This window comes from Stutzerimonas kunmingensis, from assembly GCF_021432085.1.
GTDB lineage: Bacteria > Pseudomonadota > Gammaproteobacteria > Pseudomonadales > Pseudomonadaceae > Stutzerimonas.
Genome location: NZ_CP090366.1, coordinates 2,396,407 through 2,414,862, shown reverse-complemented (window position 1 = coordinate 2,414,862; position 18,456 = coordinate 2,396,407). Strand labels below are relative to the sequence as shown.

Sequence of the window (18,456 nt, the reverse complement as noted above, 5' to 3'; positions counted from 1 at the left end):
GGCTGGAAGATGAATGGGTTGTAGGGTGGATCACGCTTGACCGATCCACCGCGCGGGCTGGTGCGGTGGATGGAAAAGCGCCATCCACCCTACGAGGACGGCCGGTCACGCCTGCCCGAGGAAGTCCTTGGCGAAACGCTGCAGCACGCCGCCGGCCTGGTAGACGCTTACTTCCGCCGCCGTATCGAGGCGGCAGGTGACCGGAGCGCGGGTTTCTTCACCGCTCTTGTGATGAATGACCAGCGTCAGATCGCAGCGCGGCGACAGCTCGCCTTCGATATCGAAGGTTTCGGTGCCATCGAGGCCAAGGGTCAGGCGCGTAGTGCCCGGTTTGAACTCGACCGGCAGCACGCCCATGCCCACCAGGTTGGTACGGTGGATACGCTCGAAGCCTTCGGCGACGATCACCTCGACACCCGCCAGGCGCACGCCCTTGGCCGCCCAGTCACGCGAGCTGCCCTGGCCGTAGTCGGCACCGGCCACGATGATCAGGTTCTGCTTGCGAGTCATGTAGGTTTCGATGGCTTCCCACATGCGCATCACCTTGCCTTCCGGCTCGACGCGCGCCAGCGAACCCTTTTGCACCTTGCCGTCGACCACCGCCATCTCGTTGACCAGCTGCGGGTTGGCGAACGTCGCCCGCTGCGCGGTCAGATGGTCGCCGCGGTGGGTTGCGTAGGAATTGAAGTCCTCTTCCGGCAGGCCCATCTTGGCCAGGTACTCACCGGCGGCCGAATCCAGCAGGATGGCGTTGGATGGCGACAGGTGATCGGTGGTGATGTTGTCCGGCAGGATCGCCAACGGACGCATGCCTTTCAGTGTGCGCTCGCCAGCCAACGCGCCTTCCCAGTACGGCGGACGACGGATGTAGGTGGACATCGGACGCCAGTCGTATAGCGGGCTCTTGGCTTCCTCGATGGTGCCCAGATCGAACATCGGGATGTAGATCTGCTTGAACTGCTCAGGCTTCACCGAGGACGCGACGATGGCGTCGATCTCCTCGTCGGACGGCCAGAGGTCCTTCAGGGTGATCGGATTGCCGTTCTTGTCGGTGCCCAGCACGTCCTGCTCGATGTCGAAACGCACGGTACCGGCGATGGCGTACGCGACCACCAGCGGCGGCGAGGCAAGGAAGGCCTGCTTGGCATACGGGTGAATACGGCCATCGAAGTTGCGGTTACCGGAGAGAACTGCAGTGGCGTACAGGTCGCGCTCGATGATTTCCTGCTGGATCACCGGGTCCAGTGCACCGGACATGCCGTTACAGGTGGTGCAGGCGTAGGCGACGATGCCGAAACCGAGTTTTTCCAGCTCGCTGAGCAGCCCAGCTTCTTCCAGGTACAGCTTGGCGACCTTGGAACCCGGCGCGAAGGACGTCTTCACCCAAGGCTTGCGCACCAGGCCCAACTCGTTGGCCTTTTTCGCCAGTAGGCCGGCGGCCACCACGTTGCGCGGGTTGGAGGTGTTGGTGCAGCTGGTGATAGCGGCAATGATCACCGCACCATCGGGCAACAGACCTTCGGCCTCTTCGGCGCGCGCTGCAGCCAGCTTGTCTTCGTCGGCGATGCCACGCTCGTGCAGCGCCGAGGTCGGCAGACGCTTGTGCGGGTTGGACGGGCCCGCCATGTTGCGCACCACGCTGGACAGATCGAATTCGAGCACGCGCTCGTATTCGGCGCCTTTCAGAGCCGTCGCCCACAGGCCCGTTTCCTTGGCGTACTGCTCGACCAGCGCAACCTGCTCCGGCTCGCGACCGGTCAGCTTGAGGTAATCGATGGTCTGCTGGTCGATGTAGAACATCGAAGCGGTGGCACCGTATTCCGGACACATGTTGGAGATGGTCGCGCGATCGCCGATGGTCAGGCTGTCGGCGCCTTCGCCGAAGAACTCGACCCAAGCTCCGACCACACGTTCCTTGCGCAGGAACTCAGTCAGCGCGAGGACGATATCCGTGGCGGTGATGCCAGGCTGACGCTTGCCGGTCAGACGTACGCCGACGATGTCAGGCAGGCGCATCATTGAAGGCAGACCGAGCATCACGGTTTCGGCCTCCAGGCCGCCAACGCCGATGGCGATCACACCCAGCGCATCGACGTGCGGGGTGTGCGAGTCGGTACCCACGCAGGTGTCCGGAAAGGCCACGCCGCCACGGGCTTGAATCACCGGTGACATCTTCTCCAGATTGATCTGGTGCATGATGCCGTTGCCGGCCGGGATCACGTCGACGTTCTTGAACGCGGTCTTGGTCCACTCGATGAAGTGGAAGCGGTCCTCGTTGCGGCGCTCCTCGACGGCACGGTTCTTCTCGAACGCATCCGGGTCGAAGCCTGCAAATTCAACCGCCAGCGAGTGATCGACGATCAGCTGGGTCGGCACCACCGGGTTGACCTTCGCCGGGTCGCCGCCCTGCTCCGCAATCGCATCGCGCAGGCCGGCGAGATCGACCAGCGCGGTCTGGCCGAGGATGTCATGGCAGACTACACGAGCCGGATACCACGGAAAATCGAGGTCGCGCTTGCGCTCGATGATCTGCTTCAGCGAATCGGTCAGCGCTTCGGGCTCACAGCGACGCACCAGCTGTTCGGCCAGGACGCGGGAGGTATAGGGCAGCTTGTCGTAGGCACCCGACTGAATGGCTTCGATCGCCTCACGGGTGTCGAAGTAGTCAAGCCCAGTACCTGGCAAAGGTTTGCGGTGTTGTGTATTCATGCCGGAAGAACTCAATTCAGTAATGTTCTGTGGGGCAAGGTGCGGGGAGCCCGACGACGAGCTCCTCCGCTCCGATCAACGCTGGGCGATCGGGACAACCTTGCGCTGCTCCGGACCGATGTACTCGGCGCTCGGCCGAATGATCCGGTTGTTGCTGCGTTGTTCGAACACATGGGACGCCCAGCCGGTGACGCGCGAGCAGACGAAGATCGGCGTGAACAGCTTGGTCGGGATGCCCATGAAGTGATAGGCGGACGCATGGTAGAAGTCGGCGTTCGGGAAGAGCTTCTTCTGCTCCCACATGGTTTCGTCAACGGCGACCGAGACCGGGTAGAGCACGGTGTCGCCCACTTCATCCGCGAGCTTTTCGGCCCAGACCTTGATCACCTCGTTGCGCGGGTCGGAAACGCTATAGATCGCGTGGCCGAAGCCCATGATCTTGTCCTTGCGCTCGAGCATGCCGAGGATCGCTTCGCGGGCTTCTTCCGGACTCTTCCATTGCTCGATCATGTCCATCGCCGCTTCGTTGGCGCCGCCATGCAGCGGACCGCGCAGCGAACCGATGGCACCAGTCACGCAGGAATAGAGGTCGGAGAGCGTCGAGGCACAGACACGGGCGGTAAAGGTCGAGGCGTTGAACTCGTGCTCGGCGTAGAGGATCAGCGAGACGTTCATCACCTTGACGTGCAGGTCGCTCGGCTTCTTGTCGTGCAGCAGCGCGAGGAAATGGCCGCCCAGGGTCTCTTCATCACTGGTGCAGTTGATGCGAACACCGTCGTGGGTGAAGCGATACCAGTAGCACATGATCGCCGGGAAGGCGGCCATCAGCCGCTCGGCCACGTCGCGCTGCTGGTCGAAGCTGAGCTCCGGCTCCAGCGTGCCAAGTACGGACGAACCGGTACGCATGACATCCATCGGGTGGGCGCTCGCCGGAATACGCTCGAGCACTTCCTTCAGTGCCTGCGGCAGGTCACGCATGGTCTTCAGGCGATTCTTGTAATCGGCCAGTTGCTGGGTGTTCGGCAGCTCACCATAGAACAGCAGGTAGGCCACTTCCTCGAAATCGCACTCGGCCGCCAGGTCGCGCACGTCGTAACCACGATAGGTCAACCCGGCACCGGTCTTGCCCACGGTACACAGGGCGGTCTGTCCGGCGATCTGTCCGCGCAGGCCCGCGCCGCTCAAAACTTTTGCTTCAGCCATTGCTATCTCCTTCTTGGATTTGTTCTGGATACTGCAAATCACGTTGAAAAATGGATCGCAAAGGCCCCATTGGCAAACCCAATGGGGCCTTCTCGTCAGCTCTTCTTCTGAGCGAACAGCGCGTCGAGGTGCTGCTCGAACGTGTGATAGTTGATGCGATCGTAGAGCTCCATGCGGGTTTGCATGGTGTCGATCACGTTCTTCTGCGTGCCGTCACGGCGCAGCGCGGTGTAGACATTTTCCGCGGCCTTGTTCATGGCACGGAACGCCGACAGCGGGTAGAGCACCAGGGAGACGTCGACGCTGGCCAGCTCTTCGGTGGTGTAAAGCGGCGTGGCACCGAACTCGGTGATGTTGGCCAGTATTGGCGCCTGCACGCGGTCGGCGAAGGTCTTGTACATCGCCAACTCGGTGATGGCCTCGGGGAAGATCATGTCGGCACCCGCTTCGATGCAGGCCGCGGCACGATCCAGAGCGGAGTTCAGACCTTCCACCGCCAGCGCATCGGTACGCGCCATGATCACGAAGCTGTCGTCGGTGCGCGCGTCCACGGCCGCCTTGATGCGGTCGACCATCTCCTGCTGCGAGACGATTTCCTTGTTTGGACGATGGCCGCAACGCTTGGCACCGACCTGGTCCTCGATGTGGATCGCCGCGGCGCCGAACTTGATCATCGACTTGACGGTACGCGCCACGTTGAACGCCGAGGAGCCGAAGCCGGTGTCGACATCCACCAGCAGCGGCAGATCGCAGACATCGGTGATGCGGCGCACGTCGGTCAGCACATCGTCGAGCCCGGTGATGCCTAGATCCGGCAGACCCAGCGAGCCGGCAGCAACGCCGCCGCCGGACAGATAGATGGCCTTGAAGCCGGCACGCTTGGCCAGCAAGGCGTGGTTGGCGTTGATCGCGCCGACGACCTGGAGCGGATGCTCGCTGGCGACGGCGTCACGGAAACGCTGACCGGCAGAAGGAAGAGTCATGCATTACCCCTTTCATGTGGTGTTTGCTCAAGAACGCCCGTGAAGTGACGTTCGACATTGCGCTTGGAAGCGGCGATATGGCGGCGCATCAGCAGCTCCGCCAGTTCGCCATCGCGTTCGGCGATGGCATCGAGAATCCGGTGGTGTTCGGCGAAGGCCTGATGCGGACGGTTCGGCGTGGTGGAGAACTGGATGCGGTACATGCGCACCAGCTGATAGAGCTCGTCGCACAGCAGCTTGGCCAGTGTGCGGTTGCCGCTGCCCTGAATGATCCGGTAATGGAAGTCGAAGTCGCCTTCCTGCTGGTAATAGCCGACACCGGCCTGAAACGCCTCATCGCGCTCGTGGGTGCTCAGTACCCGGCGCAGGTCGTCGATTTCCGCCTCAGTCATGCGTTCGGCCGCCAGGCGGCAGGCCATGCCTTCCAGGGATTCACGAATCTCGTAGAGCTCGATCAGCTCGGCATGACTGAGCGACACCACCCTCGCGCCAACATGCGGCACGCGGACCAGCAGCTTCTGCCCTTCCAGCCGGTGGATCGCCTCGCGCAACGGCCCGCGGCTTATGCCATAGGTACGCGCCAGCTCCGGCTCGGAGATCTTGCTACCCGGGGCAATCTCGCCTTTGACGATGGTAGCCTGGATCAGACGAAACACATGCTCGGCCAGCGTGCCACTGTCGAGCTGTTGCGCGGATGGGTGAAGCTCAACGGTATCCAGCATGATTGTCGACAATTCAGGTTTCGATGCGGCGAAAGTACGCCTGCATTGCCGACCAGTCAACAGCCCGCCTACGCAGATTGTCGACACCTTTACTAAAGTCGTAAAAGCGGCAACCTGATCGAGATTAGCTTGAGCCAGGGCAGAGCGCCTTGTAGCGCCGTGAAACCAGCATGCTAGAATGCCAGCCTTTCGCGCTCCCGGCGCTTGCCCGCAATGCCTGTCGCCACTCGATCTCTAGTCATCCCTTCCTTAAGACAACAGGTTCCATGAGAGTAAAAGCCCACTTCCTGCTGTTCTGTACATTACTCCTGCCCGCGATCAGCACCGCTGCCGACAATACGATTTACGGTCTGAACGAACACGTTGGAATCCCCGACTTCAATCTGGAAGTGGACGCCAAGCTCGACACCGGCGCCCAAACCGCGTCGCTCAGTGCGCGTGACATCACCCGATTCAAGCGTGAAGGCGAGTCGTGGGTGCGCTTCTACCTTGCCGTCGACAGCGCCCACGCACACCCCATCGAGCGCCCGCTGGCACGCATCAGCAAGATCAAGCGCCGGGCTGGCGACTATGATCCGGAAGAGGAAAAAACCTACACGGCGCGCCCGGTTATCGAACTCGATCTGTGCATGGGCAAGGCCAAACGCACAATCGAAGTGAACCTCACGGACCGTACCGCTTTCCAATACCCACTTTTGATCGGTTCCGACGCGCTCACCCGCTTCGGCGCCCTGGTCGACCCAAGTCGCACCTTTATTGCCGGCAAACCCGGTTGCCTCAACGAATCTGACGCTGACGAGTAATACCCATGCGCGCTCTCACTCTGCATCTGAAAGTCCTGATCTTCATCCTCGTCGCTCTGGGAATTTCGATCACCGCCTACCAGATCTTCATACTGGGCATTCCGGTTACCGAAGACGAAACCGATGACCTGTGGAATATCGACGCCAAGGTCGAGTTCCAGGCCAGCCCACGCGAGCCGGTCAAGCTGCAGATGTACGTGCCGCCACTGAATCAGGAATTCGTCAGCCTCAACGAAAGCTTCATATCCAACAACTACGGCGTCAGCATCAACCGGGCCGACGGCAACCGCCGCGTCACCTGGTCTGCGCGCCGTGCGAGCGGAAACCAGACGCTCTATTACCGCCTCGTGCTCACCAAGCGCTACAGCGGTGAGCAGACCAAGGCCACCGGGCCGATCTTCCGCGACAGTCTTCCGGTGGAAGGCGCCGAGAAGATCGCTGCCGAAGCGCTGCTTTCTCCGATTCGTCAGCATTCCGCTGATGTGGAAACCTTCATCAGCGAAGCCATCAAGCGGGTCAACAATTCCAACGATGACAACGTCAAGCTGCTACTGGGCGGCGATGCATCCATCCCGAACAAGGCACGCGTCATCGAATTGCTGCTGTCCATCGCTCACGTGCCGATGGAGCGCGTGCATACCATTCGCCTGAACGCAGACCAGCCGCAAACCCCGGAACTCTGGCTACGCAGCTTCAACGGCGACAAGTGGCTGTTCTTCAACCCCGGCACCGGCGAGCAAGGCCTGCCGAATGACCGCTTGGTCTGGTGGACCGGTGACGAGCCGCTGATCAATCTGGAAGGCGGACGCAATCCGCAGGTGACCTTCACGCTCAATAACAGCGAAATGAACGCCATCCGCCTGGCCAAGCTGACCGACGAGAACACCGACGCCGACTTCCTCGAGTACTCGCTGTATGGCCTGCCCCTGCAGACCCAGCAGACCTACCAGATCATGATCATGATCCCGATCGGCGTGCTGGTGATCCTGATCCTGCGCAACCTCGGCGGCCTGCAGACCCTCGGAACCTTCACCCCGGTACTGATTGCCCTGGCATTCCGCGAAACCCAGATCGGCTTCGGCATCATCCTGTTCACGCTGATCACGGCGCTGGGCCTGTCGCTGCGTTCGTACCTGGAACACCTGAAACTGCAGATGCTGCCGCGCCTCTCGGTGGTACTGACGTTCGTCGTGGTGCTGATCGCCGTGATCAGCCTGCTCAGTCACAAGCTCGGCCTGGAGCGCGGCCTGTCGGTCTCCCTGTTCCCGATGGTGATTCTGACCATGACCATCGAGCGCCTGTCGATCACCTGGGAAGAACGTGGCGGCGGCCATGCCTTCAAGGTGGCGGTCGGCACCCTGATCGCCGCGAGCCTGGCCTTCATGCTGATGAACATTCAGGAGCTGACCTACTTCATCTTCACCTTCCCAGCGGTGCTGCTGATCATGGTGGGCTTCATGCTGGCGATGGGTCGCTACCGCGGCTACCGCCTGACCGAGCTGTTCCGCTTCAAAGCCTTTCTGAAGGATTGAGCCATGTTCGGTCTGATCAAGACGTGGAAGGCCCTCGAGGCCAAGGGAATCATGGGCATCAACCGCCGCAACGCGGACTATGTGCTCAAGTACAACAAGCGCAACCTGTATCCGATCGTCGATGACAAGATCATCACCAAGGAGCGCGCCATCGAGGCCGGCATTCATGTGCCGGAGATGTACGGCATCATCGAAACCGAAAAGGACATCGACAAGCTCAAGGATATCGTCAAGGATCACACCGATTTCGTCGTCAAGCCGGCCCAGGGCGCCGGTGGCGACGGCATCCTGGTGATAGCCGATCGTTTTGAGGGCCGTTACAGGACCGTCTCGGGCAAGATCATGACCCATGAGGAGATCGAGCATCAGATCTCCAATATCCTCACCGGGCTGTACTCGCTGGGCGGCCATCGTGACCGCGCACTGATCGAATATCGCGTCACCCCCGACCCGATCTTCAAGAGCATCAGCTACGAAGGTGTGCCGGACATTCGCATCATCGTGCTGATGGGCTACCCGGTCATGGCGATGCTGCGCCTGCCAACCCGTCAATCCGGCGGCAAGGCCAACCTGCACCAGGGAGCCATCGGCGTCGGTGTGGATCTGGCCACCGGCATCACCCTGCGTGGTACCTGGCTGAACAACAAGATCACCAAACACCCGGACACCACCAACGCGGTGGATGGCGTGCAGTTGCCGAACTGGGACGGCTTCATGAAGCTGGCCGCCGGCTGCTACGAGCTTTGCGGGCTCGGGTATATCGGTGTCGACATGGTGCTCGATCAGGACAAGGGCCCACTCATTCTCGAGTTGAATGCGCGTCCTGGCCTGAACATCCAGATCGCCAACGACTGTGGGCTGACGCACCGGGCCCATGCAGTCGAGAACCGCCTGGCGGAACTCAAGGAGAAAGGCATCCAGGAAACGCCGGAGGAGCGGGTGAAGTTCTCCCAGGAGCTGTTCGGCCATGTCCCGCCCCACGCCTGAATGACGCAAGCCGGGTAGCCCGCGTATCCTCTCGGGCTGCCCCCTCATCGACTCGACCCATGTCCATCTGCACGCTGCATGCCCTGCCCTACCAGGCCGATCCCGCCTATTGGTTCGAGCACATCCGCCATGCCCCAAGGGCGGTGCTGCTCGATTCGGGCAGGCCGAAGGCCGAGCGTGGGCGCTTCGACATTCTCAGCGCCTGGCCACTGGCCGTGCACGAGCCACGCGACGATGAATCAGGGCGTGATTACTTCCACCGTTTGCGCCAGGCGTTGCGCGGACTTGGCTCCGCCGAGCTGCCCGAGAGCTGTGAGCTGCCGTTTGCCGGAGGCCTGATCGGCCTGTTGAGCTACGACTTCGGTGCCCGCCTCGAGACCCTGCCCCAGCGCGCCCTCGACGACAACGGTCTGCCACTGGCGCGTTTCGGCCTTTATGGCTGGGCGCTGATCAGCGATCACCAGAGGCGCACCAGTCAGTTGGTGTTTCACCCAGCAACGACTTCTTCCGAGCAGATGCGACTGATCGCGCTGTTCGATTCAGCCACCACCGTCGAAAGCGCTCCATTCAGGCTGCACAGCCGTTTCGCTGCCGATCTTTCTGTCGACACTTACCGGAACGGCATCGAGCGCATTCAGACCTACATCCAGGCCGGTGACTGCTATCAGGTCAATTTCACCCAGCGTTTTCGTGCCGGCTGCTCGGGTGACCCATGGAACGCCTATCGCGCGCTGCGAGAAGCTTGCCCAACGCCTTACGCCGGCTTCGTTGCACTGGAAGACGGCGCCATTGCCAGCCTCTCGCCGGAGCGCTTCCTGCGCCTGCAGCAGGGCCACGTGGAAACCCGCCCGATCAAAGGAACCCGTCCACGCGGTGCGGACGAGCGCAGCGACGCCGCACAAGCGCAAGCGCTGCTCGCCAGTGACAAGGATCGCGCCGAGAACCTGATGATCGTCGACCTGCTGCGCAACGACCTCGGCCGCAGCTGCCGCATCGGCAGCGTGCGCGTTCCGCAGCTGTTCGCACTGGAAAGCTACCCCAACGTGCATCACCTGGTGAGCTGCGTGACCGGCGAACTGGCCGACGGCCACGACGCGTTCGATCTGCTGGCCGGCAGCTTTCCCGGCGGCTCGATCACCGGAGCGCCGAAGATCCGCGCCATGCAGATCATCGACGAGCTGGAACCGACGCGCCGCGCAATCTATTGCGGATCGTTGCTGTACGTCGATGTCAGGGGGGAAATGGACAGCTCCATCGCCATTCGCACACTGCTCATCCGCGATGGGCAAGCCAGCTGCTGGGGCGGCGGTGGCATCGTCGCCGACTCGGACTGGCAGGCGGAGTACCAGGAATCGATCGACAAGGTGAAGGTGTTGCTGCAGACACTGGAGCAGCTACCAGACTGAAGCGACCGGCCATGCACCGGTCGCTTCCTCACTCACTAGAGCGCGAGCTTGCGGTTCGATGCCTTGAGGAATTCCTGCTTCAGCTCGTCGAAGGTGTGCACTGCCGGGAACTGCGGGAACTCGGCGATGACGTTGTCCGGCGCATGGAACAGGATGCCGGCATGGGCCTCGCTGAGCATGGTGGTGTCGTTGTAGGAATCGCCCGCGGCAATGACGCGGTAGTAGAGGCTCTTCAGCGCAATGACCGACTGACGCTTGGGGTCCTTCTGACGCAGCTGATAGTCCACGACGCGATCGGTTTCGTCAGTGATCAGGCGGTGACAAAGCAGCGTCGGGAATCCCAACTGGCGCATCAGCGGCTGCGAGAACTCGTAGAAGGTGTCGGACAGGATCACCACCTGGAAGCGCTCGCGCAGCCAGTCGACGAACTCAGGGGCGCCTTCCAGTGGCTTCAGCGTCGCAATCACCTTCTGGATGTCGGCGAGCTTCAGACCGTGCTCATCGAGGATGCGCAGGCGCTGCTTCATCAACACGTCGTAGTCGGGAATGTCCCGCGTGGTCGCCCGGAGCGATTCGATTCCGGTGGCCTCGGCAAAGGCGATCCAGATTTCCGGAACCAGCACACCTTCCAGGTCGAGACAGGCTATTTCCACGGGGCCACTCCTCAATGCAGAAAATTGAAGGCGGCACTCTAACGGCAGCTCGCCACCGAAGCAACGCAAGGCTTATACCCGAAGCAGCTGATCAGAGTGTCTAAACGTTATTTAGCGGCATAAACGCCTTTTGCTACCATCCGCGGCCTCAGAGCGCTGAAGCGCCAATGCCATCTATAAGGAAGCCGCCCGATGAGCCCATCTATCGACGTCGCCGCGTTGGCCACTGCCTACGCCGAGAAATCCCCGCAAGACGTTCTAAAGCTCGCCTTCGACCTGTTCGGCGATGATCTGTGGATTTCCTTCAGTGGCGCCGAAGACGTGGTGCTGCTGGACATGGCCTGGAAGCTGAACAAGAACGTCAAGGTGTTCACCCTTGATACCGGGCGACTGCATAGCGAAACCTACCGTTTCATCGAGCAGGTACGCGATCACTACGGCATTGCCATCGAAATCATGACCCCCGATCCGGCATTGCTGCAGCCACTGGTAAATGAGAAAGGACTGTTCAGTTTCTATCGTGACGGTCACGGCGAATGCTGTGGAATTCGCAAGATCGAGCCACTGCGACGCAAACTGGCCACCGTCCGCGCCTGGGCTACCGGGCAGCGCCGCGATCAGAGCCCCGGCACACGCGGCCAGGTATCGGTGCTGGAGCTGGATACGGCCTTCTCCACAGCGGATAACGCGCTATACAAGTTCAACCCGTTGGCGCAGATGACCAGCGAGGAAGTCTGGGGCTACATCCGCATGCTGGAAATCCCCTACAACAGCCTGCACGAGCGCGGTTTCATCAGCATCGGCTGCGAGCCCTGCACCCGCCCGGTACTGCCCAATCAGCACGAGCGCGAAGGTCGCTGGTGGTGGGAGGAAGCTACTCACAAGGAATGCGGGCTGCATGCCGGCAATCTGATCGCCAAGAACTGAAACTCAGTCAGGGCTGGCAGCGAAGCAACGATAAAAGGACAGCAGGCTGGGCTCCCGGCCTGCTCGGCATGGCTCAGTAAGTCGGCAGTTCCATGCCGTCGAACAGCTCATCCAGTTCCGCCTTGTTACGGCACTGGATCGCCTTCTCCAGCATGTCCCTATCCAGGTGCGGGGCAAACTGCTGGATGAAGTCGCACATGAAGCCGCGCAAGAAGGTGCCGCGGCGGAAGCCGATCTTGGTGACACTGGATTCGAACAGCTCGCTGGCATCCAGTACAACCAGATCGGAGTCGAGCTTGGAATCCACAGCCATTCGCGCAACGATCCCGACACCCAGCCCAAGCCGCACATAAGTCTTGATCACGTCGGCATCGGCGGCGGTGAAGACCACTTTCGGCGAAAGCCCGCGGTGCCCGAACGCCTCGTCGAGCTTGGACCGGCCGGTGAACCCGAATACGTAGGTCACGATCGGATGCTCGGCGAGTGCTTCGAGCGTGAGCTTTTCGAGCTTTGCCAGCGGATGCCCCTGAGGCACGATCACACAACGGTTCCAGCGATAGCAGGGCATCATCACCAGATCACCGAACAACTCCAGTCCTTCGGTGGCAATGGCGAAGTCGACTGTGCCGTCGGCGGCCATCTCGGCGATCTGCATCGGCGTACCCTGGTGCATGTGCAGGGAAACGTCAGGGTATTGCTTGATAAAGCTGCTAATAACCTGGGGCAACGCGTAGCGCGCCTGGGTATGGGTGGTGGCGATGCTCAGGGTTCCCTTCTTTTCGTTGGAGAACTCCTGAGCGATCTGCTTGATGCTCTCGCATTTGCGCAGGATCTCGCCTGCCGTCGTGATGATGCGCTCCCCCGCTGGCGTGACACGGGTCAGATGCTTGCCGCTGCGGGCGAACACCTCGACGCCGAGCTCGTCTTCCAGCAGTCGGATCTGCTTGCTGATTCCGGGTTGCGAGGTGAACAGACTCTGCGCCGTTGCCGAAACGTTGAGGTCATGGTGCGCCACTTCCCAGATGTAACGCAGTTGTTGAAGCTTCATAGAAATCCCTCAAGGCAAAGGCACCACTGCGCCTGCCGCAACACTTATAACCTTATGAACGACGCGCCAACGGATGATAGATGTTCCGCCTGGCGTTTGCTGTGCGACCTTTGGTCTGACTCGCCGCGACTGCCGTTGAGCTTAGCAGCGCGGCGAAAACCGGGCCTGGCGTTTGCTCTCAGCCACCAGTGCGCTGCTCCAGAAAACGCAACAGGTGATACAACATCTCTGTTCTGGGCATCGAAACGCCTGTCTGCGCTGCGGCAGCAAGCGGTGCCGCATAGATCGCTTCAAGCTCCATCGGCCGGTTCTGAAAACGATCGTGATACATGCTGGGCAGGTAATCGGGCATACGCGCAGTGCCCATCAGCAGCTTTTCCGGAAAGTCCTCCGGCAGCGAACAGCCCAGCGCGTGCGCCGCCGTGCAGACCTCTTGCATGATCGCCTTGACCTGCGCGCGCGAGTGATCGCTACTGAGCAGTGACTCGGTGCCCGCGTCAAGCAACGCCGACAGCCCGTTGAACGGGACATTCCACACCAGCTTCATCCAGCGCGCCTGTGCCAGGCTGGGCATCGGCGACGAGTCCACGCCTGCCTGACGGAACATCTCGACCATCGCGTTCAGCAGCGCAAGTTGAGCCTGCTCGTCGCCGCTGGCAGGTCCCGAGTGGTAACCGAGATTCACCCCGCCCAGTGCCTGATGCTCCACCACGCCGGGCGCCGAGCGATGGGCACAGATCGCACACAAGCCACCGAGCAGATGTACGGTGTCAGGGAGGAATGGCCTGATGGCATCTTCCACCCCCAAACCGTTCTGCAGTACAACGACCTTGCAACCAGGAGCGGCTAGCTGTGCGATGATCGGCGCGAGTGCTTCGTTGCTGGTGCTTTTGGCACCGACCAGCAACCAGTCGCACGCCGGCATCTGCGCTGCATCGCGGTAGACCTGCGGCCGCTCCAACTGCAGCGCTCCATGAACGGCACTGTTCACCTGTAAGCCGCGCTCGCACACCGCGGCGTATTCGCTACGCAAAAGAAAGTGCACATCGTAGCCGGCACGCGCCAGCATCAAACCGTAAAAACCGCCGATGGCACCGGTGCCGATGATGCCGATACGTGGACTCGCTGCAGACATAAGCACTCCAGATCAGTGGACCGGCCGCGCTCGTTGGGCCAGCCGGTAAAAGGTCGAACGATAGCAGTCCGGCACGCAACGTCCCAGTGACTGGCGTGGCAGCGTGGATGGGTGCACTGGGGGCAAGCCTCAATAGGCCATCAATCTCGTTGTCGAGTGCGGCCTTTAGCGATAAGGTTCCGTTTCCCCGCTGCGCCCTCAGGCTGTGTTCCGCCGCACCGGGATCGCTGGCGGACGGCTCCCGTGATTCCTGACGAGTAACAAATGGCTGATTTACCAATCGACGACCTTAACGTTGCCTCCAACGTGACCCTCATCACGCCGGAGCAACTAAAGCGTGAAATTCCGCTGACCGCCTCGGCACTGCAGACCGTCTCCCACGGGCGCCAGGTGGTACGCGACATTCTCGACGGCAAGGATCACCGCCTGTTCATAGTGATCGGCCCTTGCTCCATTCACGATCTGAAGGCCGCCCACGAGTACGCCGAGCGTCTCAAGGTGCTGGCAGAAAAGGTGTCCGACAGCCTCTTCCTCGTTATGCGGGTGTATTTCGAGAAGCCACGCACCACCGTCGGCTGGAAAGGCCTGATCAACGATCCGTACATGGACGACTCCTTCAAGATCCAAGACGGGCTGCACATCGGTCGCAAGCTGCTTCTCGATCTCGCCGAGATGGGCCTGCCCACAGCGACCGAGGCGCTCGATCCGATTTCGCCGCAATACATGCAGGACCTGATCAGCTGGTCGGCGATTGGCGCACGCACCACCGAATCCCAGACTCACCGCGAGATGGCCTCGGGCCTGTCCTCCGCTGTCGGCTTCAAAAACGGTACCGACGGCAGCCTGACCGTGGCCATCAATGCCCTGCAATCGGTTTCCAGCCCGCACCGTTTCCTCGGTATCAACCAGTCCGGCGGCGTTTCCATCGTCACCACCAAGGGCAACAACTATGGCCACGTCGTGCTCCGCGGCGGCAACGGCAAGCCTAACTACGACTCGGTCAGCGTCGCGCTGTGCGAGCAGGAACTGAGCAAGGCCGGTATCCGCCCCAACGTCATGATCGACTGCAGCCACGCTAACTCCAACAAGGACCCAGCCCTGCAGCCGCTGGTAATGGACAACGTCGCCAATCAGATTCTGGAAGGCAACAACTCCATCGTTGGCCTGATGGTGGAAAGCCACCTTGGCTGGGGTAACCAGTCCATTCCGAAGGATCTGAGTGATCTCAAGTACGGCGTATCGATCACCGATGCCTGTATCGACTGGGAAACCACCGAGAAGGCGGTGATGAGCATGCACGACAAGCTAAAGGACGTACTGCCAAGACGGCAGCGCGACTGAAACGAAAAACGCCGGTCTCCCGGCGTTTTTTTATGGGGTCGGTTCCACCCTGTCCGAGGTCGGTCGATTGCGCTCGATGTAACGTTCGACATAGGAACACGACGGAATCACCTGGTACCCCTCGCGCTCGGCATATTCGAGCGCGTGCTGCGTCAGCACAGCAGCGATGCCTCGCCCACGCAGCGCATCCGGAACGAAGGTCCGGTACATGTCCAGCGTCTGCTTGCCCAAATCCATATAGGCCAGATAGGCACAATGACCGTCGATCACGGCCTCGAAGCGATGCCCCGCCAGGTCATGGTGAACACGCACCGTATCGCTCATTTTGACTCCTCAGCAGGATTGCCCTGTCTTCTTGTTCTCGATCACGCTGCGGTCCATGACGCAGAACTGGCAGCCGAAACATACACAGGTGTCTTTTCTACCTGTTTCGCATCCGTTCGAACAGCCTCAGCTGATCAATATTTGTGCGCGGCATTGAAGGAACTTTCGATCAAACAGAAGATCAGGCAACTATGAGTGCATGTATTCCCGGCGAACACTGGATGTTTTTTATCCAACTTTCGCAAAGGGGTGGTAAAGCAAAAGGCCATTTGAAAAAAAACCTGTGGCTCCGAGGCTCGCTCCGTTTACTTAAGCTAAGTTCTAGGTAGTATGTGCGCGCAAACTTTCCATAACGGAAGTTGCTTATGGATTTCCACCTTAAGGGGAACAAGATGAACAACGTTCTGAAATTCTCTGCTCTGGCTCTGGCCGCAGTTCTGGCTACCGGTTGCAGCAACAGCATGACCAAAGAAAGCGAAGCTCGCCTGACCGCGACCGAGGACGCCGCTGCCCGCGCCCAGGCTCGCGCTGACGAAGCGTACAGCAAGGCCGACGAAGCTCTGGCCGCCGCTCAGAAGGCTCAGCAGACCGCTGACGAAGCCAACGAGCGTGCTCTGCGTATGCTGGAACGCGCCAGCCGCAAGTAAGCTTGTAGAAATAAAAAAAGCCGACCTTTGAGGTCGGCTTTTTTTATGCACTTAGATCAGCAGTCAAAACAACTGTTCTTCCTGAGCAGCCACTTCCGTCCGTTGCTCGGCAATCTGGATCGGCAGGCCGTCCTCGCCAGCGATGATTTCGCGGACCATTTCCCAGTCAAGATGCAGCTTGCCCGCGGCATCGTCGCGCTTGAGTAGCGTATTGATCACGACCGCATGCTTATCCATCAAGGTGAGCGTTTGCTGATCACCCTCTTCCAGCGGCGCATGGGCTTCGAGATACACCTTGCCCTCACTCACGCCGAATTTGTATGGCTCGTCGACGATGCGGACCGGCGTCCCCACCTTCACCATCTTCGCCAGCTCCAGCACATTGTGGTTGAGCATGCGGAAGCAGCCATGACTGACGCGCATACCGATCCCGAACTTCTTGTTCGAGCCATGGATAAGGTAGCCGGGCAGCGAAAGCGTCATCTTGAACGGCCCCAGCGGGTTATCCGGTCCGGGTGGAACGACTGTCGGTAACGGGTCGCCATCTGCAGCGTGCTCGTCACGGATGGATTGCGGTGGGTACCAGGCGGGGTTGCTGGTCATTGCCGAAATCCGCGTATTACCAACCGGCGAGCCCCAACCCTCGCGACCGATGCCGAGGGGGAAGGTGTGCACGACGTTCTTCCCTTCCGGGAAGTAATAAAGGCGGTACTCGGCAATGTTGATCACCACGCCTTCACGCGGGCCCGGCGGCAGAATGAAACGGGTCGGCAGGACGATGTCCGTGCCCTCGCCTGGCAACCAGGGATCGACACCCGGATTGGCCGCCACCAGCTCCAGATAGCCAAGGTCATGGGTTTCACCAATGGCGGCGAAGGTGTCCTCGTACTTGGCCTTGATGACCTGAATCTGACCGACGATGTCGTCGCCTTCCGGCGGCAGCGGCAGCTCGAGCGCCGCGCTGGAGCCTGCTGAAAGCAAAGCAGCGAGTGACAAACAGGAGGCGACTGCAAACGCGCGCGAGAGCATTCAGAAAATCCTTGAGAACTTGGATGATGGAAATGGTGCGATTGTACGTGAACCGGGCGAAACGTGAGCTACCAGGCAGCGGTGGCGGACGGAAGGCCCTTGCGTCGCGCCTCCAGCAACTGCCTGCAGTTCGGACACAGCTGTCGGTCCTTCAGCGTGGCGCGCTCGAGCTCCCTCCAGCGAGGCTGCGCAGGCAGCAGACCGCCACACAGGGTACGGTCCGCATTGCCGCTCAGCTCAAGCTGGCGCAACGCCAGGTGCAGTCGATTCTCGCGGCAGGCGAACATGTCGTACTGTTCGTCCGGCACGATGATTCGATAAGCGTAAAGGGTCCTGGCTGAGCGCGACATCTGAGGCTCCAATCGAGGGCGCGACAGTAGCTGCGCGCACGCCTCAAAGCAAGGGTTCGAGCACCGGCCAGACAGTATCCAGCAGCTGGGTCTGGGCCTCTGCGGTCGGGTGAATGCCATCGGCTTGCATCATCCTAGCGACGCCACCAACACCCTCCAGCAGAAACGGCACATAAGCCACCGGTTTCTCCGCTGCCAGCGAGTCGAACGCGTCAGCGAAGGCGCGGGTGTAACGCTGCCCGAGATTGGGCGGCATGCGCATTCCAAGCAACAGGACCTCTGCCCCCGCCTCGCGGCTACGATCGATCATCTCGGCAAGATTCTGTTTCAATTGCGCTGGCGACTGTCCACGCAGACCGTCGTTGCCTCCCAGCTCGAGAATCACCACCTCGGGAGCATACTCCTCGAGCAACGGATCAAGCCGCGCGAGCCCGCCAGACGTGGTGTCGCCACTGATCGAAGCGTTCACCACACGCCACGAATCATCCGCCCCGACCAGGCGTTCCTGCAGCAGATGCACCCACCCCTGGCTGGTTTCCAGCCCGAAAGCCGCGCTGATACTATCGCCGACCACCAGTACGGTTCCGGCCAGGGCTCCCTGAGTCCAGCACAGCAGCGCCAGAGCCCCGCATTTCAGCCACTTTCGCATCGGATCCC

The 18,456-nt window shown here is 60.9% G+C and carries 18 protein-coding genes; 7 read left to right on the top strand and 11 right to left on the bottom strand.

What is annotated here, in order from left to right:
* Positions 1–105: 105 nt before the first annotated feature.
* The 4 genes from acnD to LW136_RS11385 all read right to left on the bottom strand — a co-directional run bounded on the left by acnD (position 106) and on the right by LW136_RS11385 (position 5,617).
* On the bottom strand, positions 106–2,709 hold the full coding sequence (acnD, locus tag LW136_RS11400; protein ID WP_234172948.1) for a Fe/S-dependent 2-methylisocitrate dehydratase AcnD: 2,604 nt from the start codon (positions 2,707–2,709) through the stop codon (positions 106–108).
* 75 nt (positions 2,710–2,784) lie between these two features.
* Positions 2,785–3,912 carry a bifunctional 2-methylcitrate synthase/citrate synthase gene (prpC, locus tag LW136_RS11395; protein WP_023444338.1) on the bottom strand — a complete coding sequence of 376 codons (1,128 nt, stop codon included), beginning with the start codon at positions 3,910–3,912 and terminating at the stop codon, positions 2,785–2,787.
* Positions 3,913–4,007: 95 nt separating this feature from the next.
* Positions 4,008–4,895, bottom strand: a complete 888-nt coding sequence (gene prpB / locus LW136_RS11390; RefSeq protein WP_014820318.1) for a methylisocitrate lyase — start codon at positions 4,893–4,895, stop codon at positions 4,008–4,010.
* Positions 4,892–5,617 carry a GntR family transcriptional regulator gene (locus LW136_RS11385; protein ID WP_234175255.1) on the bottom strand — a complete coding sequence of 242 codons (726 nt, stop codon included), beginning with the start codon at positions 5,615–5,617 and terminating at the stop codon, positions 4,892–4,894. The genes prpB and LW136_RS11385 overlap by 4 nt, the downstream gene beginning before the upstream one ends.
* Positions 5,618–5,883: 266 nt before the next feature.
* On the opposite strand from LW136_RS11385, the gene rloA reads away from it, so the two are divergent.
* Genes rloA through pabB form a run of 4 tightly spaced genes read left to right on the top strand, consistent with a single transcriptional unit; the run spans position 5,884 to position 10,345 of the window.
* Complete coding sequence (gene rloA, locus LW136_RS11380) at positions 5,884–6,420, top strand: retropepsin-like aspartic peptidase RloA (RefSeq protein WP_234172947.1); 537 nt, start codon at positions 5,884–5,886, stop codon at positions 6,418–6,420.
* A gap of 5 nt (positions 6,421–6,425) precedes the next feature.
* A complete protein-coding gene (gene rloB, locus LW136_RS11375) occupies positions 6,426–7,952 on the top strand; it encodes an osmotic stress tolerance membrane protein RloB (protein WP_228207024.1) in 1,527 nt (508 codons plus the stop codon).
* A gap of 3 nt (positions 7,953–7,955) precedes the next feature.
* Complete coding sequence (locus LW136_RS11370) at positions 7,956–8,939, top strand: alpha-L-glutamate ligase-like protein (protein ID WP_228207025.1); 984 nt, start codon at positions 7,956–7,958, stop codon at positions 8,937–8,939.
* A 59-nt stretch (positions 8,940–8,998) separates the two neighbouring features.
* Complete coding sequence (gene pabB, locus LW136_RS11365; RefSeq protein ID WP_228207026.1) at positions 8,999–10,345, top strand: aminodeoxychorismate synthase component I; 1,347 nt, start codon at positions 8,999–9,001, stop codon at positions 10,343–10,345.
* A 35-nt stretch (positions 10,346–10,380) separates the two neighbouring features.
* On the opposite strand, the gene thrH is transcribed toward pabB, so the two are convergent.
* Positions 10,381–10,998 carry a bifunctional phosphoserine phosphatase/homoserine phosphotransferase ThrH gene (gene thrH / locus LW136_RS11360; protein ID WP_003284573.1) on the bottom strand — a complete coding sequence of 206 codons (618 nt, stop codon included), beginning with the start codon at positions 10,996–10,998 and terminating at the stop codon, positions 10,381–10,383.
* A 192-nt stretch (positions 10,999–11,190) separates the two neighbouring features.
* Here thrH and LW136_RS11355 point away from each other — a divergent pair, with 192 nt between their 5' ends.
* Positions 11,191–11,925, top strand: a complete 735-nt coding sequence (locus LW136_RS11355) for a phosphoadenylyl-sulfate reductase (protein ID WP_228207027.1) — start codon at positions 11,191–11,193, stop codon at positions 11,923–11,925.
* Positions 11,926–11,998: 73 nt separating this feature from the next.
* On the opposite strand, the gene cysB is transcribed toward LW136_RS11355, so the two are convergent.
* A complete protein-coding gene (gene cysB / locus LW136_RS11350) occupies positions 11,999–12,973 on the bottom strand; it encodes an HTH-type transcriptional regulator CysB (RefSeq protein WP_003300132.1) in 975 nt (324 codons plus the stop codon).
* Between the two features lie 178 nt (positions 12,974–13,151).
* Positions 13,152–14,108 (bottom strand): putative 2-dehydropantoate 2-reductase, encoded by a 957-nt coding sequence (locus tag LW136_RS11345; protein ID WP_228207028.1) that lies wholly within the window; start codon positions 14,106–14,108, stop codon positions 13,152–13,154.
* A gap of 264 nt (positions 14,109–14,372) precedes the next feature.
* On the opposite strand from LW136_RS11345, the gene LW136_RS11340 reads away from it, so the two are divergent.
* On the top strand, positions 14,373–15,449 hold the full coding sequence (locus LW136_RS11340; protein WP_234172946.1) for a 3-deoxy-7-phosphoheptulonate synthase: 1,077 nt from the start codon (positions 14,373–14,375) through the stop codon (positions 15,447–15,449).
* Between the two features lie 30 nt (positions 15,450–15,479).
* Here LW136_RS11340 and LW136_RS11335 read toward each other — a convergent pair whose 3' ends face one another.
* Positions 15,480–15,773, bottom strand: coding sequence for a GNAT family N-acetyltransferase (locus tag LW136_RS11335; RefSeq protein ID WP_014820327.1), 294 nt, complete (start codon positions 15,771–15,773; stop codon positions 15,480–15,482).
* Between the two features lie 392 nt (positions 15,774–16,165).
* Between LW136_RS11335 and LW136_RS11330 the strand changes: the two genes are divergently transcribed.
* A complete protein-coding gene (locus LW136_RS11330; RefSeq protein ID WP_003294452.1) occupies positions 16,166–16,420 on the top strand; it encodes an Lpp/OprI family alanine-zipper lipoprotein in 255 nt (84 codons plus the stop codon).
* A 63-nt stretch (positions 16,421–16,483) separates the two neighbouring features.
* Here LW136_RS11330 and LW136_RS11325 read toward each other — a convergent pair whose 3' ends face one another.
* The 3 genes from LW136_RS11325 to LW136_RS11315 form a co-directional block, all read right to left on the bottom strand.
* Positions 16,484–17,449 carry a L,D-transpeptidase family protein gene (locus tag LW136_RS11325; protein WP_234172945.1) on the bottom strand — a complete coding sequence of 322 codons (966 nt, stop codon included), beginning with the start codon at positions 17,447–17,449 and terminating at the stop codon, positions 16,484–16,486.
* 68 nt (positions 17,450–17,517) lie between these two features.
* On the bottom strand, positions 17,518–17,799 hold the full coding sequence (locus tag LW136_RS11320; RefSeq protein ID WP_041013972.1) for a hypothetical protein: 282 nt from the start codon (positions 17,797–17,799) through the stop codon (positions 17,518–17,520).
* A gap of 43 nt (positions 17,800–17,842) precedes the next feature.
* Positions 17,843–18,448 (bottom strand): arylesterase, encoded by a 606-nt coding sequence (locus LW136_RS11315; protein WP_234172944.1) that lies wholly within the window; start codon positions 18,446–18,448, stop codon positions 17,843–17,845.
* Between the last annotated feature and the right edge of the window lie 8 nt (positions 18,449–18,456).

Bases quoted from the DNA above. Each gene is read 5' to 3' on its own strand.
- LW136_RS11320 (WP_041013972.1), bottom strand. From the start codon at position 17,799: ATGTCGCGCTCAGCCAGGACCCTTTACGCTTATCGAATCATCGTGCCG.
- LW136_RS11385 (WP_234175255.1), bottom strand. From the start codon at position 5,617: ATGCTGGATACCGTTGAGCTTCACCCATCCGCGCAACAGCTCGACAGT.
- LW136_RS11340 (WP_234172946.1), top strand. From the start codon at position 14,373: ATGGCTGATTTACCAATCGACGACCTTAACGTTGCCTCCAACGTGACC.
- acnD (WP_234172948.1), bottom strand. From the start codon at position 2,709: ATGAATACACAACACCGCAAACCTTTGCCAGGTACTGGGCTTGACTAC.
- prpB (WP_014820318.1), bottom strand. From the start codon at position 4,895: ATGACTCTTCCTTCTGCCGGTCAGCGTTTCCGTGACGCCGTCGCCAGC.
- cysB (WP_003300132.1), bottom strand. From the start codon at position 12,973: ATGAAGCTTCAACAACTGCGTTACATCTGGGAAGTGGCGCACCATGAC.
- LW136_RS11335 (WP_014820327.1), bottom strand. From the start codon at position 15,773: ATGAGCGATACGGTGCGTGTTCACCATGACCTGGCGGGGCATCGCTTC.
- rloB (WP_228207024.1), top strand. From the start codon at position 6,426: ATGCGCGCTCTCACTCTGCATCTGAAAGTCCTGATCTTCATCCTCGTC.
- LW136_RS11345 (WP_228207028.1), bottom strand. From the start codon at position 14,108: ATGTCTGCAGCGAGTCCACGTATCGGCATCATCGGCACCGGTGCCATC.
- LW136_RS11370 (WP_228207025.1), top strand. From the start codon at position 7,956: ATGTTCGGTCTGATCAAGACGTGGAAGGCCCTCGAGGCCAAGGGAATC.
- LW136_RS11330 (WP_003294452.1), top strand. From the start codon at position 16,166: ATGAACAACGTTCTGAAATTCTCTGCTCTGGCTCTGGCCGCAGTTCTG.
- pabB (WP_228207026.1), top strand. From the start codon at position 8,999: ATGTCCATCTGCACGCTGCATGCCCTGCCCTACCAGGCCGATCCCGCC.
- LW136_RS11355 (WP_228207027.1), top strand. From the start codon at position 11,191: ATGAGCCCATCTATCGACGTCGCCGCGTTGGCCACTGCCTACGCCGAG.
- rloA (WP_234172947.1), top strand. From the start codon at position 5,884: ATGAGAGTAAAAGCCCACTTCCTGCTGTTCTGTACATTACTCCTGCCC.
- LW136_RS11315 (WP_234172944.1), bottom strand. From the start codon at position 18,448: ATGCGAAAGTGGCTGAAATGCGGGGCTCTGGCGCTGCTGTGCTGGACT.
- LW136_RS11325 (WP_234172945.1), bottom strand. From the start codon at position 17,449: ATGCTCTCGCGCGCGTTTGCAGTCGCCTCCTGTTTGTCACTCGCTGCT.
- prpC (WP_023444338.1), bottom strand. From the start codon at position 3,912: ATGGCTGAAGCAAAAGTTTTGAGCGGCGCGGGCCTGCGCGGACAGATC.